Origin of the sequence: Anaerolinea thermolimosa, assembly GCF_001050195.2 — a bacterium.
Taxonomy (GTDB): Bacteria; Chloroflexota; Anaerolineae; order Anaerolineales; family Anaerolineaceae; genus Anaerolinea; species Anaerolinea thermolimosa.
Genome location: NZ_DF967965.1, coordinates 242,467 through 257,738, shown reverse-complemented (window position 1 = coordinate 257,738; position 15,272 = coordinate 242,467). Strand labels below are relative to the sequence as shown.

At 56.7% G+C, this 15,272-nt stretch carries 12 protein-coding genes; 7 read left to right on the top strand and 5 right to left on the bottom strand.

Features of this window, described 5'->3' with window-relative positions:
- Positions 1-20 precede the first annotated feature (20 nt).
- Positions 21-2,912 carry a diguanylate cyclase gene (locus ATHL_RS01145; RefSeq protein WP_062188916.1) on the bottom strand — a complete coding sequence of 964 codons (2,892 nt, stop codon included), beginning with the start codon at positions 2,910-2,912 and terminating at the stop codon, positions 21-23.
- A gap of 232 nt (positions 2,913-3,144) precedes the next feature.
- On the opposite strand from ATHL_RS01145, the gene rfbC reads away from it, so the two are divergent.
- The 4 genes from rfbC to rfbD are packed head-to-tail and all read left to right on the top strand — an operon-like array spanning position 3,145 to position 6,568.
- The gene (gene rfbC / locus ATHL_RS01140; RefSeq protein ID WP_062188914.1) at positions 3,145-3,693 is read left to right on the top strand and encodes a dTDP-4-dehydrorhamnose 3,5-epimerase; all 549 of its coding nucleotides are present in this window, start codon (positions 3,145-3,147) and stop codon (positions 3,691-3,693) included.
- 33 nt (positions 3,694-3,726) lie between these two features.
- A complete protein-coding gene (gene rfbB / locus ATHL_RS01135) occupies positions 3,727-4,815 on the top strand; it encodes a dTDP-glucose 4,6-dehydratase (RefSeq protein WP_062188912.1) in 1,089 nt (362 codons plus the stop codon).
- Complete coding sequence (rfbA, locus tag ATHL_RS01130; protein ID WP_062188910.1) at positions 4,812-5,690, top strand: glucose-1-phosphate thymidylyltransferase RfbA; 879 nt, start codon at positions 4,812-4,814, stop codon at positions 5,688-5,690. The genes rfbB and rfbA overlap by 4 nt, the downstream gene beginning before the upstream one ends.
- On the top strand, positions 5,687-6,568 hold the full coding sequence (rfbD, locus tag ATHL_RS01125; protein WP_062188908.1) for a dTDP-4-dehydrorhamnose reductase: 882 nt from the start codon (positions 5,687-5,689) through the stop codon (positions 6,566-6,568). Before rfbA ends, rfbD begins: the two co-directional genes overlap by 4 nt.
- A gap of 54 nt (positions 6,569-6,622) precedes the next feature.
- Here rfbD and ATHL_RS01120 read toward each other — a convergent pair whose 3' ends face one another.
- A complete protein-coding gene (locus ATHL_RS01120; protein WP_062188906.1) occupies positions 6,623-7,864 on the bottom strand; it encodes a Gfo/Idh/MocA family protein in 1,242 nt (413 codons plus the stop codon).
- Between the two features lie 186 nt (positions 7,865-8,050).
- Between ATHL_RS01120 and dgoD the strand changes: the two genes are divergently transcribed.
- Positions 8,051-9,157, top strand: a complete 1,107-nt coding sequence (gene dgoD, locus ATHL_RS01115; RefSeq protein WP_062188904.1) for a galactonate dehydratase — start codon at positions 8,051-8,053, stop codon at positions 9,155-9,157.
- 34 nt (positions 9,158-9,191) lie between these two features.
- The gene (locus ATHL_RS01110) at positions 9,192-9,914 is read left to right on the top strand and encodes an MBL fold metallo-hydrolase (protein WP_062188902.1); all 723 of its coding nucleotides are present in this window, start codon (positions 9,192-9,194) and stop codon (positions 9,912-9,914) included.
- 80 nt (positions 9,915-9,994) lie between these two features.
- On the opposite strand, the gene yicI is transcribed toward ATHL_RS01110, so the two are convergent.
- Positions 9,995-12,313, bottom strand: a complete 2,319-nt coding sequence (yicI, locus tag ATHL_RS01105) for an alpha-xylosidase (RefSeq protein ID WP_062188900.1) — start codon at positions 12,311-12,313, stop codon at positions 9,995-9,997.
- Between the two features lie 30 nt (positions 12,314-12,343).
- The gene (locus ATHL_RS01100; protein WP_062188898.1) at positions 12,344-13,207 is read right to left on the bottom strand and encodes an SMP-30/gluconolactonase/LRE family protein; all 864 of its coding nucleotides are present in this window, start codon (positions 13,205-13,207) and stop codon (positions 12,344-12,346) included.
- A gap of 277 nt (positions 13,208-13,484) precedes the next feature.
- Here ATHL_RS01100 and ATHL_RS01095 point away from each other — a divergent pair, with 277 nt between their 5' ends.
- Positions 13,485-14,306: an FTR1 family iron permease gene (locus ATHL_RS01095; RefSeq protein WP_162787535.1), complete on the top strand. Its 822-nt coding sequence runs from the start codon at positions 13,485-13,487 to the stop codon at positions 14,304-14,306.
- Between the two features lie 81 nt (positions 14,307-14,387).
- Here ATHL_RS01095 and ATHL_RS01090 read toward each other — a convergent pair whose 3' ends face one another.
- Positions 14,388-15,128 (bottom strand): endonuclease/exonuclease/phosphatase family protein, encoded by a 741-nt coding sequence (locus ATHL_RS01090; RefSeq protein ID WP_062188894.1) that lies wholly within the window; start codon positions 15,126-15,128, stop codon positions 14,388-14,390.
- Positions 15,129-15,272: the final 144 nt, after the last annotated feature.

The following is a 15,272-nucleotide window of genomic DNA, read 5'->3' as shown; positions in this document are numbered from 1 at the left end:
GTCCCCCACCCACTTCCCTATTAAACGCTAATCTCCTCGAAAGCACAAGCCCGATTGCGCCCTCTTCGCTTGGCCTCGTAAAGAGCAATATCGGCACACTCGATTAATTTGAGGAAGTTGGGCGTTTCAGTGCTCAGGCTTGCCACCCCCAGGCTGATGGTGATCTTCAGCGCCCCGGCAGTGGTCGTGATGGGCCGAATGGCCACATGCCTGCGCAACCGTTCACAGATCAACATGGCATCACCCGGTGCAGCCTCGGGTAAGACAATGACGAACTCCTCCCCGCCAAAACGCCCCAGAATATCTACCTCACGAATATTCGACTTACAGCGTTCTGCCACGGCCCGTAGCACCTGATCACCCACCAGATGCCCGTAATGGTCATTCACCTTTTTAAAGTAATCCAGGTCTACCATGATCACTGCCAGCGGACGACTATACCGCTGAGCGCGGTTAAATTCCCGCTCTCCCAGCTCAAAGAGGTGCCGCCGGTTGAATACCCCCGTCAGATCATCCACCATCGCCAGCTGTTGGATCTCCGAAAACAGGCGGGCATTTTGCAGGGCCAGCGCAGCCTCCCCGGCAAAGACGGAGAGTAATTCGGCATGGCGCGGGCGATAGACATCGGGCTGAAGGGTGGCCAGCGAGAAGCAGGCAATCACCTTCCCCTGAACCACAATCGGCGCCCCCATCCAGGAGCGAATCGGCAACGGACATTCGATCCAGCTGGCGTTCTCGGTCACCACCGGTAGTACCAGAGGCTGGGCCGAATCGATCATGTAATACAGGTGTGGGGATGGAAAGATATTGAAAGGCGAGGTCTTCAGGAGTTGAGCCACTTCAGGATCCAGACTCTCATGGTACCGCGTCCGAACAATCCGAGGCTGTCCTTCTTCCACCAGCAGAATATTGGCAATAGAATAGGGCACCACCCGCCCCACCTGGTCAAGGAGCAGATCCAGAACATGGTCGAAGTCAAGCGTGGTGCTGAGGATGGTGCCAATCTCCCGCAGAGCTTCAGCCAGCTGGCGCTGTTCCCGTTCCACTTTAAAAAGGCGTGAATTCTCCACGGCAATGCTGGCATGGCTGGCAAAAGCCAGTGCCAGGTTAGCCTGTGCAGTTTCGCGATATATGCCGGGGGTGTAACTGTCGAGCGTGAGAAAGCCGATCACAGTACCCCGTGCAATCAGCGGCACGCCCATCCAGCTCCGCACCTTCTGGGTACCACCATACCCCTTGAAACCATGCTGTTTTTGAACTTCAGGGAGAAAAATGGGGCGCCGGGTACGCTGAATTTCAAGGCAGAGTTCGTCTTCTGCCAGGGGATATTCCTGCCCGATCACCAGCTCGGGGTACTCAAAGCCCCGCCCGGCGACGGCAATCATCATCTCACCCTGAAGCAGGAAGAGGCAGGCGCTGTCATACGGAATAACCATCTCAAGGTTGACCAGAATATTCTGCAGTACCTGCTCCAGATCAATGTCTGAAGTCAGCTGGAGCACGGCATTTTGCAGGGTCTCAGCCTCCTGGCGGCGGCGTGCCTCAGCCGCAAATAGCAGGGCATTTTCAATCGAGACCGTCATTTGCCGCGTAAGTGTGAGAAGGATCAGCTGATCATCCTGCGTGTAGGGCAGCCCCGAGCGCTTCGGCCCGACCACGAAGATTCCCACCAGTTCTCCTTTGGCCTGCATGGGAAGATACAGCTCCGCGTCGATCTGCTCCAGCTCACGGCGTTCCTCCTGCCACAACGCCCGGAACTGCGGTAAAACCTCCACCTGGTACCGGCTTAGCACATCGGGCGAGGACTCCAGAAAAACCACCAGCGGGTGCTGTCGCTGGAGATGCAGATCATGAACCGCCATGCCTTTTTGAGCCATGAGATAATATTCTCCCTGCTCGCCCAGGCGCAGGAAAAACCCTGCATGGCGGATATGCATCGTTTCGGTCACCTCGGTGAGAATCATGCCGGTGAGTCGATCCAGATCCAGCTCAGGGGCCATTTTCTGACTCAATCGGCGCAGCATTTCCATGGCATCGTACTTTTCACGGAAGAAAAGCCGATCCACCCAGGATTGAGCCCGTTGTAACAAGGGCTGAGTTACAAGCGCAGTGAGAATGGCCAGAAGCACCGCTGGCAGGAACATTCCCGGATCAGTGGTGAGGTTGAAAAGGTGCACAACCCCGAGAATAAGTAGAAAATACCCCGCCCCAAGCAAAACGGTGAGCATGGAATAAAGTACCCCCTTACGCATCACCATGCTGATGTCCAGCAGTTGATAGCGGAAGATCGCATAAGCCAGAATCAACGCCGCCAGAATATTAAAACCGACGTCCACCGGGTAGCGATGCAGCCCGGTAGAATTGGTCATACTTCCGGCAAAGATCAGCAGAAGAACGATGATCAGATATTTGATGCGGTTTTGATGAACCGGATCGCGGCTCTTTCGATATTCCTGAAGCAGGCTCAGCCCCGAAAACCCGATGAAAAACACCCATGTCAGGCTGACCAGAACAATAGCCGGGCCATATCGATTCTCCAACCCGCCGTTGACCACCCGCGCATCCGTCACCACCCAACCCGCCAGGTTTGCCACCTGCGTGAGCAGGTAGCCAATCCAGCCAAGCCGCAGCCAGTGATCGCGTTCACGCATCAGGAAAACCTGCACATACCCAAAAAACGCAATCGGCATGGCCGTGGAGCCAATGACCATGAATCGATTCCAGAAGAGGGCTTCTCCGGGGCTGTGGCTGGTAAACACCATGAAAGCCCCTGAACTCCATACCAGCATCGCCGCAAGGTAAAGCGCAAAGTATAATTTCAACCGCACTTTAAGGGTGCGCCACAGCACCATCACAAGCAGAGCTGTGTAAAATAGAATGGCGATGAATGAGATGGCTGCTGAGAGATTCATAGCCGCGACCTGCCGCCTCGGAAGCGCTGCGTATGCCGGAATACACCTCTAAATTCAACCAGACACGCGATTCCCTTCAGGCTGGTCTGGCAACATTGCAAGAATACTCTTAGATTATACGAGGAATTACAGGCATTTAATGCAACGGGCGAAGCGATTTTTGACAAAGCACCCCCGATCAGGATACAATGCACCCGTAGAAAGCAACAATCTCGACGAAAGAAGCACCTCTATGGAGATTCAACCCACTGCCCTCCCGGACGTCTGGATCATCGTTCCACAGCTCTTTGGTGACCATCGCGGCTTCTTTATGGAAACCTATCACGCGAAACGTTATGCTGAGGCAGGCATAGCCGCCACCTTTGTTCAAGACAACCATTCCGGTTCGCGGCGTGGCATACTACGTGGCTTGCATTACCAGATCCGCCATGCCCAGGGAAAACTGGTGCGGGCCGTGGTGGGAAGCATCTTCGATGTCGTGGTTGATCTTCGCCGCTCTTCTCCCACCTTTGGGCGCTGGGTGGGGATGGAACTCTCCGCAGAAAATCACCGTCAACTCTGGGTGCCCCCCGGCTTTGCCCACGGCTTCTATGTCCTCAGCGACTGGGCCGAAGTATTCTACAAAGCCACCGACTTTTACGCTCCTGAGTGGGAACGTACCCTTTTATGGAACGACCCTGCACTCCAGATCGCCTGGCCTATCCCAACCGGTGAAGACCCTGTTCTTTCGGAGAAAGACCGCCAGGGGAAGCGACTGCAGGACGCCGATTGTTTTGAATGATGGCTTCATTTTCATCAGGCAGGGAGGTAACCAATGCCTAAACAGGTCCTCGTCACCGGCGGTGCCGGTTTCATCGGGTCGAATTTTGTACGGTATTTATTGCAAACCGACCCGGAAGTGACCATTATCAACCTGGATGCCCTCACCTATGCGGGCAGTCTGGAAAACCTGAACGATCTTCCCGACCCCGCCAGGCACCATTTCATCCACGGAGATATCTGCGACCGCCCCCTGGTCGATCGGCTCTTCCATGAATACGCCATCGACACCGTGGTTCACTTCGCTGCCGAATCGCACGTCGATCGTTCCATCCTTGGGCCAGGTCAGTTCATTCAAACCAATATCATCGGCACATTCACCCTCCTGGAAGCCGCCCGTCAGGCCTGGCTCACCGAAAAAACCGTGCCCATTGAGCAGGTGCGCTTTCATCACGTTTCTACTGACGAGGTGTTTGGTTCCCTGGCACCTGAAGACCCGGCCTTTACCGAATCAACCCCTTATGCTCCGCGTTCACCCTATTCGGCGAGCAAAGCCGCCAGCGATCACCTCGTTCGGGCTTATCATCACACCTATGGCCTGCCGGTAACCCTTTCCAATTGCTCCAACAATTACGGCCCTTACCAGTATCCTGAAAAATTGATCCCCCTGATGATCCTCAACGCGCTTCATGGAAAAGACCTGCCCGTCTACGGGGATGGGAAGCAAGTACGCGATTGGCTGTACGTTGTCGATCACTGTGAGGCAATCTGGCGGGTGGTTACAGGCGGTCAATCCGGTGAGACTTACAATATTGGAGGGGGGAACCAGCCCACCAACCTGGAGGTCGTCCACACCCTGTGTGATATCCTCGACGAACTGGCACCGACTTCGCCCCACCGACCTCACCGTAACCTCATCCGCTTCGTACAAGACCGTCCCGGGCATGATCGTCGTTATGCCATGGATATTACCAAGATCGGTCATGAGCTGGGATGGCGCCCGCGGATGAGCCTGACCACCGGTCTCCTTGAGACGGTGCGCTGGTACCTCGATCATCCGGACTGGATTGAAGCTGTCCGCAAAGGCTCCGATCTCCAGAAATGGTTGGAACGCAATTACGCACAACGTGGAGGGAACCCATGAGAGGGATCATTCTTGCTGGAGGGAAAGGCACTCGCCTCTACCCGCTGACCCTGGGCGTGAGCAAACAGCTCTTGCCCGTCTATGATAAGCCCATGATTTATTATCCTCTCTCGATGCTGATGCTGGCTGGCATTCGAGAGATTCTGGTGATCAGCACTCCCGAAGATCTGCCCGTTTTTCGGCGCCTTCTGGGGAACGGCCACCAGTGGGGAGTCGAGTTCAGCTACGCCGAACAGCCCGAACCACGTGGCCTGGCCGAGTCCTTCATCATCGGTCGTGACTTCATCCAGAATGAACCTGTCTGTCTGATTCTGGGAGACAACATCTTCTACGGGCATGGGCTGCCGAATACTCTGCGTGAAGCCGCCAAATTGCAGTCGGGTGCGGTCATCTTCGCCTACACCGTGCGCGACCCCGAACGTTACGGGGTGGTGGAGTTCGACGAACACGGGCGGGCCCTCAGCATTGAAGAAAAACCCGCTCATCCCCGCTCTCATTTTGCTGTGCCGGGCATTTACTTCTACGACCAGCAGGTGGTGGAGCTGGCCGCGAACCTCAAACCCTCAGCGCGCGGTGAACTGGAGATCACCGATCTCAACCGCATTTACCTGGAACGCGGCCAGCTGCGAGTGATGCTGCTGGGGCGCGGAGTGGCCTGGCTGGACGCCGGTACTCATGAATCCCTGCTTCAGGCGGCCAATTTCGTACAGGCGGTTGAAGACCGGCAGGGCATGATGATCTCCTGCCCTGAAGAAATTGCCTACCGCATGGGATACATCGACGAGGCCGGTTTGCGTAAAGAGGCCAGTAAATACGCCGGAAACGGTTATGGAAAATACCTGCTCGGCCTGCTGGAGGAGCGACCCGGAAAATGATGCGCATTCTTCTCCTCGGAAAAACCGGCCAGCTTGGCTGGGAAGCTCAGCGTTCTCTGTCTACCCTGGGCGAGGTTTATTCCTTCGATTACCCCGAAGTGGATTTCACGAAACCCGCCACCCTTGCGGAAGTGGTTCAACAACACTGCCCGCAGGTGATTTACAATGCCGCCGCCTACACCCAGGTAGACAGGGCCGAGAGTGAACCCGAACTGGCACGCCTGATCAACACTGAAGCCCCCGCCGCCCTGGCTGAGGCCGCCCGCCGCTGTGGTGCCGCACTGATTCACTTCTCCACCGACTTTGTCTTTGACGGAACCAAAGGCTCTCCCTACGTCGAAGCCGACGCCCCCCGCCCCCTCAACGTCTACGGCCAGACCAAACTGGAAGGGGAACAGGCCATTCTCCAGTCAGGTTGCCCGGCCCTCATTCTGCGCACGGCCTGGGTATATTCCACCCGTCGCGATAGTTTCGTAGGGAAAGTCCTGGAATGGGCACGCCGTCAGCCAGAGCTCAGGGTGGTTTCGGACCAGGTGAGCAATCCAACCTGGGCACGTGCCCTGGCTGAAATAACCGCACAGGTGCTGGCCCGCGGTGAGGAAGACCCCACCAGCTGGCTCCAGGAACATCACGGCATTTATCACCTGGCCGGGAGCGGCCACGCCAGCCGTTACGAGTGGGCGCAGGAAATCATCGCCTGCGATCCTCACCCTGAATTGCGGCAGGCACAGCGCATCCTTCCAGCCTGCACAGCCGACTTCCCCACCCCGGCGCAGCGCCCGCTCTTTTCGGCCCTCGATTGTAGTAAATTCGAACTTACCTTCGGCCTGCGCCTGCCCCCCTGGCAGACAGCCCTGCGATTGGCCATGGAATCCTGAGAAGGGAAAGGGTAACTGGCAACACCATTTCCCTTCCTTCCATGAAACCGGGTCTTAATAAAGGAGTTCAGCCCCGCGTCCCTGCTGAATAAGCGGAATATAGGTTTCCAGCTCGGCCTGAATCACGGGATCCGTTAAATCGATGGTTTGTTTTCGTTCCGCCGATAGATAAGCCGCCATCACCAGCCGGGTGATCTCCAGCCCATAACGCCAGGTCAGCATACCATTCCGCCCTTCTCTGAAGGCCTGTGCGGCATCCACGTTTTCATCCGTATAGCCGTAGAGATCAGGCTCATTATATTGCACGGCCAGCAGTCCGCGTGAAGCAGTGGCTTTCTCCAGCGCCAGCTCGGCGTTCGCTACCGCCTCAGCGGCAACATCCCCGATGAACAGGTTCAACGGCGATTGTAAAGTGTTGATCTCAAAAGCATATCCCGGCCCCATCCCATCCATCATCAGGCGTAACCCTTGCTTCTCAAACATCCACGAATTGGTAAACTGAGCCTTTACCATCTGCCCGGTCTCCGGGTTACGGAAGGTCACCATGCCGGTGGCAAAATCTTCCGCGGGGGTTCTGGCGTAATCCACCCCTCGTTCACGCAACAACCGCTCACGCCATTCCGGGCGCCCCCATTTAAGCAGGGCACAGTCGGCCATCACCGAAACTGGCTGTAAAAACGTCACCGGTTTACCCACAGGCGTCAGGCAGTACCAGCCTGCGGCAATACTGTGGCACCCCATGTCGCTCAGCACCCCTCCCCCTTGCCGGGTTGGATCCCAGAACCACGCTTCATGCGGGCCGCCATGTTCTTCAGCCGAACGCACCAGTGAAAGAGGGCCCATTTGCTCCTGTAAAGGTGCCAGCTGCAAACGTTGCGCCTGAATGGGCTTCATGAAAATCTGGTTCTCAAAGTAAGCATTTTTTAAACCCACCGATTCGATCAAGTCCACCACCCGCCGTGCCTCTTTCAGATTACGGGCAAGGGGCTTCTCGCAAATCACCCCTTTTAGGGGAGCTCCCTTCCGTACGGCATCCACCAGTTCTTCTACCATCTCCACCCGTAAATAATTGGGGGCAAAGAGTGCTACCACATCCACCTGGTGCGCCATCTCACTCAGGCTCGAAAACACCCTGGCTTCTCCAAGGTCGTTCTGCCGCACCACCTCGGCCAGTTTGCCTGCGCGATGAGGCGAAACGATCCCCGCCACCTCGAAGCCGCGCATCTGCATTAACGCGCGCACATGAAAATGAGCCACAAAACCCGCACCCACAATCCCCAAACGTAATGCCGCCATACCAACCTCCTCCGACTGCTCAGGGTCAACCGTTTTCTCGTAGTGTAGCATAAACCCGCAACCACCGGATCGCACCGGTTACCCCATTTTTAGAATTCGAGCTACACTTAACCACGGTGCATTTCGCAGGTACCTCTGCACCTGACGGCCTCTCTGGCTACTTTCCCGAACTTGAGGAGTTCCTTTATGAAAATTACCAAACTGGAAACCTTCCTGGTTAAACCGCGCTGGCTCTTTCTGAAAATTCACACCGATGAAGGCCTGGTGGGGCTGGGTGAGCCCATTCTCGAAGGCCGCGCCCTCACCTGCGCGCAGGCCGTAGCCGAACTGGAACCCTATCTCCTTGGGCAAGACCCCACCCGGGTGATCCATCACTGGCAGGCTATGTATCGCCATGCCTTTTACCGCGGTGGCCCCATCCTCACCAGCGCTCTGAGCGGGGTAGAACAGGCCCTCTGGGATCTCACCGGGAAATATTACGGTCAACCCGTGTATAAACTCTTTGGCGGCCCCACCCGTGAGCGCATCCGCGTTTACGCCCACGCTGGCGGCAACCCCGAAACCATCCGTCAACTTGCCGCCCGGGGCTTCAACGCCTTTAAAACCGGTGTCTTTGGCGGGCGCCCTGCCCGGATTGTAGAAACAAAGGGCTTTATCGACCGGGCTGTGGCTAATTTTGCCGCCCTCCGCGAAGCCGCCGGCCCCGAGATAGATATCGCCATAGATTTCCATGGTGCCATTCCGCCTCAGACCTCCAAAGTATTAATCAAAGCCCTTGAACCCTTCCAGCCCATGTTCATTGAGGAACCCGTTCAATGCCAGAATGTGGATGTGCTGGCCGACCTTGCCCGCAGTACCCATCTGCCCATCGCTGCCGGGGAACGAGTCTTCACCAAGTGGGGCTTCCGTGAACTATTAGAGAAACGCGCCGTCTCCATCCTCCAACCCGACCTGTGCCACGCGGGTGGCATTCACGAAGTACACATCATCGCCGGAATGGCCGAAGCCTACTATGCCGCTGTGGCCCCGCACAACCCGCTGGGGCCCATCTCGCTGGCAGCCTGCCTGCAACTTGACGCCACCATCCCTAACTTTTTAGCCCAGGAACAGGTATCTCTGGGGGAAGGCTACCTCAAACAACCCTTTGTGATTAAAGATGGCTGTATCGATCTGCCCACAGGCCCCGGGCTGGGGATTGAGCTGGATGAAGAAGCCCTGGCCGATAAAATAGGCCATGAATGGACCAACCCCCAGTCTTACCACCCTGATGACGGTTCAGTGGTGGACTGGTGAAGAAGACGGGATTCTTTGAACAGGTTCACCTGCGATGAAAATAACCCTGATTGGCCATAACACTCTCCTGATCGAAGCCGCCGGGGCGCGTATTCTCACGGACCCCTACTTTGGACCCAGAGGGAACCCCTTTTACATGCGCCTGTCGCCCCCTGCCCGCCCGCCCGAGGCCCTGCGTGAGGTAGATGCCGTGCTCGTTTCGCACAACCACTGGGACCATATTGATCGGCACTTCTTCCGGCTGCTCCCTGGCCAGACTCCCATCTTTGCCCCGCACCTTACCGCCTGGGAAACCCGCCTCTACGGTGGCCGCCATGTGGTGGGTCTGCGCCCCTGGCAAAGCGTCTCTCTCGGCGAGATCGAAATTCATGCCGTCCCGGCCGTTCATCTGGTGCCAACCGTTGGCTTCGTGATACGCGCTGAAGGATTGCAAATTTACTTCGCGGGTGATACCTTTTATGCTCCCTTCATGAAGCAGATCGGGGATCGGTTTGCACTCGACGTAGCCCTCATACCCGTCACAACGTATCGCCCACCCATGACCATGAATGAGCGGGAAGCAGTGCTGGCTACCCGCGATCTTGCTCCCCGTCTGGTCATTCCAGTGCACCTGGGGCTGGATATGCGTCTCCCCTTGCTGCGTACCGGTCAAACACCTCAGGGTTATATCCGGCGGCTGCTTGAGGCCGGCCTGGATATTCCTGTAAAGCTACTGAAAGAAGGTGAGACCTGGCAAAACCAGCCGGTTACCTCCTGAAGTCTTTCCCCTCCCGCAATCCAACAGGCCAGCAGGGATGAACCCTGCTGGCCTGTGAATTTCAGGCTTGCTTCCCGGTTTTAAAGAAAGAGAGACAACCGGCGTACACCACTCCCGGGCGTCACCCGCACCCCCAGTTCCTCCACAGAGGCAGTTCCGCCCACCACACTCTGAAGTTGTCTGATCCCGCGCAGCAACACACTCCAATTGCGGGCGTCACCCTCCATGATGACCTCTATTCGTTCCCCCTCCCGGCTCACTCGAACGGTGAAAGCTGTGCCTCCCTGCACGGTCGGTACACGCGCCATGGCCGCGGCACCTTCTCCCAGTTCGAAGATGTGCAAGGTGACCCCATCGGCATAATCGTAATCGGGCTTCTGGTCATTTGCACCCACTGCAAGCACCGAATTCGGACGCACCAGAAGCGGCAGGCTGAGAAATCCATGCTGTTCGCGCACCCAGCGTCCGCCTTCCACCACCTCGCCGGTGAGGAAGTGCGTCCATCGCCCGGCAGGCAGATAATAATCGACCGTTCCCTCCGCAGTAAAGACCGGCGCCACGAGCAGATTCTCACCCAGCATGTACTGTCGGTCGAGGGTATCGCAGGCGGGATCGTCGGGGAATTCAACCAGCATGGCGCGCATCATTGGAACCCCGGTCTCATGCGCCACGCGTGCCATCTCAAAGAGATAAGGCATTAACCGGCATTTGAGGTTCGTAAAGAAGCGCAGCACATCCACTGCCTCTTCATCGAAGAGCCACGGCACGCGGTACGAGCTGCTTCCATGCAACCGGCTATGCGAAGAGAGCAACCCGAACGCACACCAGCGCTTGTACACCGATGCCGGAGCGGTCTGTTCAAACCCTCCAATATCATGACTCCAAAAACTGAAGCCGGAAAGGCAGAGCGATAGACCACCGCGCAGGCTTTCAGCCATGGATTCGAACGTCGCCGTGCTATCACCGCCCCAGTGCACCGGGAACTGCTGCCCCCCGCTGGTGGCGGATCGAGCGAACACCACGGCCTCGCCTTTCCCCCGTTTCTCCTCTAACACCTCAAAAACCGTCCGATTGTAAAGATACGAATAGTAGTTGTGCATCCGCTGTGGATCAGACCCATCAAAATACACCACATCCGTTGGGATACGTTCCCCAAAATCCGTCTTGAAACAATCTACCCCCATGTCGAGCAGGGCTCGCAATTTGTCGCCATACCAGCGGCGCGCCTCGGGGTTGGTAAAATCTACCAGCGCCATCCCCGATTGCCACATATCCCACTGCCAGACATCGCCATTCGGTCGTTTGAGAAGATACCCCTTCTCCATCCCTTCATCAAAAAGAGCAGATCGCTGGGCAATGTAGGGGTTGATCCACACACAGATTCGCAACCCCCGCTCCTTCAACCGGCGGAGCATCCCTTCCGGGTCGGGGAAGACTCGCCGATCCCACTCAAAATTAACCCAGTGGAACTCCTTCATCCAGAAGCAATCATAATGGAACACGTGCAATGGGATCTTCCGCTCGGCCATGCCCTGAATAAACTCGTTCACCGTCTGTTCATCGTAACTGGTGGTGAAAGAAGTCGTCAGCCAGAGCCCGAACGACCAGGCCGGCGGGAGCGCCGGGCGCCCGGTGAGGGCCGTGTAGCGTTCCAGCACCTCTCTGGGGGTAGGCCCGTAGATTAAAAAGTATTCCAGCGACTCTCCCGGCACACTGAATTGCACCCGCTCCACCTTTTCAGACGCCACCTCCAGTGAAACCCGCTCAGGGTGGTTGATGAACACCCCGTACCCCCGATTGGTCATGTAAAAAGGAACATTCTTGTAGGCCTGTTCACTGCTGGTGCCTCCGTCTTCGTTCCAAAGGTCAACCACCTGCCCGTTCTTCACAAAAGCCGTGAAACGCTCTCCCAGCCCGTAAACACATTCCCCCACCCCCAGGTTGAGTTGCTCGGTGATAAACCGCCCGTCCGGCGTATCCATGATGCCCATTCCCCGCCAGCCGCTGGAGGTGATCACCCGGTCGCCATCCATGAAATCGATGCGCCAGTCACCGGCCTTCTCTACCCGCACGGTTAGACGGCCGCTGGTTAACGTGGCCGCCTGAGCGTCATCGCGGACCACCACCTCGTGTTGCGGCTGGGGCTTTAATTCAAATTCTGGTCTGCGCGGCCGCACCCCTTTATTGTGAAACAGCTTCACCCTGATCACATTCGGCATGGGCGACGAGATCTGCACGGTGAGCAGTGCCTGGTTGAGCGTATCTCCGCGGTGATTCAACCGCCGGGTGGGGCCGTAAACCGTAAGCCCTCCGGGTTCAACAATCACCTCATGGACATGTACCGGCCAGTGGGGTGTAATCCCCGGACGTATTTGCCAGTAACCGTCGGTAAATTTCATGGAAAAACCTCCTGATTAAGGGAATGAGAGTTAACCCGCAAACCTCGGCTCGGGCAGCCCCTTCACACCGGGTTGCAGGCAGAAAAGGTCACCAGAAAGCGGACTCTGGCTCAACACGGCTTCACTCAGCCCGGTACGCGCCGAGGTAATATAGAGCACGTTCAAGTCCGGCCCGCCGAACATGACACTGGTAGGACGTGGCACCGGCATTTGAATGGTGCGCTCCAGTTTCCCCTGCGGATCGTAACGTTCCACGCACCATCCATCCCAGCAGGCGCTCCATACAAACCCCTCACAATCTACCGTCAGGCCATCGGGCACACCGGGGCGTCCCGATCGCTCCACCCACACCCGCCGGTTTGAAATTTCACCGCTTTCCAGGTCAAAGTCGTAAGCATAAATGATCCCCGGTGATGAATCGGTATAATACATCACACGGTTATCGGGGCTCCAGCCAATACCATTCGAGATGTCAATCCCGCTTTCCATGACGTGAATGGAAAGATCAGGATCGAGACGGTACAGATGGTTACTGTAGGAGTCTCCCATCGTTCCGGCCCAGAAACGCCCAAGCCGGTCAGCGGCCCCGTCGTTGAAACGGGTGTGCGGCTTATGGGCTTCGGGGTCGCCAATAAACCGCAGACCCTGTTCCCCCTCATTCCAGAAAGCAAAACCCGCCTCTGTGGCCAGCACCATACCACCGCTCTCCCTCAAAGCCAGCGACCCCACCTTTTTACCCACCTTCATCACCCGGTGCGCGCCGCTCGATGGATGGAACTGGTGAATCAGCCCGCGCTCAATATCCACCCAGTAGAGCACCTGGCCTGCGGCATCCCAGACGGGCCCTTCACCCAGTTCATCCTGCACCGCCAGCACATGCTCAAGCTCATCCATCCTCCACCTCCTTATATTAAAAATTGTATCCTCCGGCCACTGTTCCACTGCGGGAGAGTCAAATTTTTTTGACAGTTTTTGCCTTCTATCCCAAATTATTCAGGGTTGACAATATAAAAATCAATATATATACTAATGCCAATTGTTAGCTTATACTAACAAACAGACCACAACCGGCTGGAGCTCCTTTCCAGAAGTGGCCTCTGCGCGCCTGATCATCAGCTCATCCGGCGGTCAGCTTGATTTTACATCCATCTTTTTCACAGGAGTCACCTTTATGATCCCCAGTTTTTTACTGGCGTTGCGTGAAGGGTTAGAAGCCGCCCTCATCATCGGGATTGTCCTCGGCGCCCTTCATAAGATGAATCGGCCGGCCCTCAAGTCCGCCGTCTGGCGCGGAGCGGCTGTGGCCGTTGGCGGTAGTTTTCTGGTTGCGCTGGTGCTTAACCTCATCGGCGCCGAGCTGGAAGGAGCAGGCGAACAGATCTTTGAAGGATTCACCATGCTCCTGGCCGCCGGTGTACTGACGTGGATGATCTTCTGGATGAGGCATCAGAGCCGTCACCTGAAGAAAGAACTGGAAGAGAAAACCAGCCAGGCCGTAGGGCAGAACGGTCAGCGCGCCCTCTTCGCCCTGGCTTTTCTGGCCGTATTCCGCGAAGGAGTGGAGCTGGCCCTCTTCCTCCTGGCCACCCGCTTTGCCTCCAGCCCGCTGCAGACGGTTGTGGGCGCTTTGCTGGGATTGGCCGGGGCCGCATTCCTTGGGTGGATGATGTTCAACGGCTCGCGCCGCCTCAACCTGCAACAATTTTTCACTGTCACCAGCATCCTCCTGATTCTCTTTGCCGCCGGGCTGGTAGGCCACGCCGTGCACGAATTCAACGAACTGGGATGGATTCCGGCTCTCATGGATCCGGTTTACGACATCAACCCCCTCCTCCCTGAACAATCCTTTGTGGGCGACACCCTCAAAACTCTGTTTGGCTACAACGGCAATCCTTCGCTCACCGAAACCATCGCCTACCTGGGCTACTTCGGCATTCTCCTGGTGACCACCTGGCCAGGCCGCCTAAGAAAACCCCTCCTGGCCGCCTCCTGAAGAATCTCGTAAGGGTCTGTAAAAACAAAGTAACCACAGGGGCAAAGTTTGCTCCTGTGGTTTTTTCTTGCAAAAGAAGCTCTACACCACATGGTCGCTGGCGACGGGAGCGAAATCCACCCACAGCGGGCAATGATCGCTGTACTCCAGCCAGGGCTGAGGAGCGCCCACCTCCACCCGCCTCAGCCGCCGCATCCAGCGGGTGGGAATGTACAGGTAGTCAATGTGGTATGGCCGTTCCAGCTTGCGCCCCTGATAATACGTGGCCTGGCGTTCGCGACCCTGAGGTTCCTGAAAGGCGTAATGATACGCACTGATCATCCCCAGGTCTCGCAGGGCATTGTTCAATGTGACATGATTACCGATCCTCGTGGACGGTGTGGAATGGAAATTGCTGTTAAAGTCTCCCAGGAAGACCGTGTCGGCTTCCAGAATGAAATCGCGGTAGGCAGCCACCCCCTGATAGACCTGCCCGGAATAGCTGAGGCGGCTGTCGACATGCCCCTTGGCCCACACCGCAACAAGATGAAAGGCATACGGAGCACACACCTCCACCGGGACACAATGCCGAATACCGGGATCGTACTCCTCTGCTACACGCAGCTCCAGCTCGCCCCATGAAAAAACCCCCAGCCCGCGCGCGGGTGATTCGCCAAACCACACCATCGCCTTTGGCGGAGTTCCCTGCTTCCAGAGAAGCCGATCGGGGTGTTCACATTCCTGAATCACGGCCACATCCGGAGCCAGCTCTGCCACCAGAGGGTACTTCTTGCGAAAAGCCCCCTGACAATTCCAGGTGAGAATCCTCAAAGTATTTGCCATTCATGCCCCATGCCCATGCCCGAATTGCACACGCGTTGTTCCTTGTGGCAGGTGCGGCCTCATTATAAAACACCTCCTGTAGAACTGACCCGGCAGTTCTATCTCTCAAATAAAAAAACCGCGATGGGTGATCGCGGTTTTTGA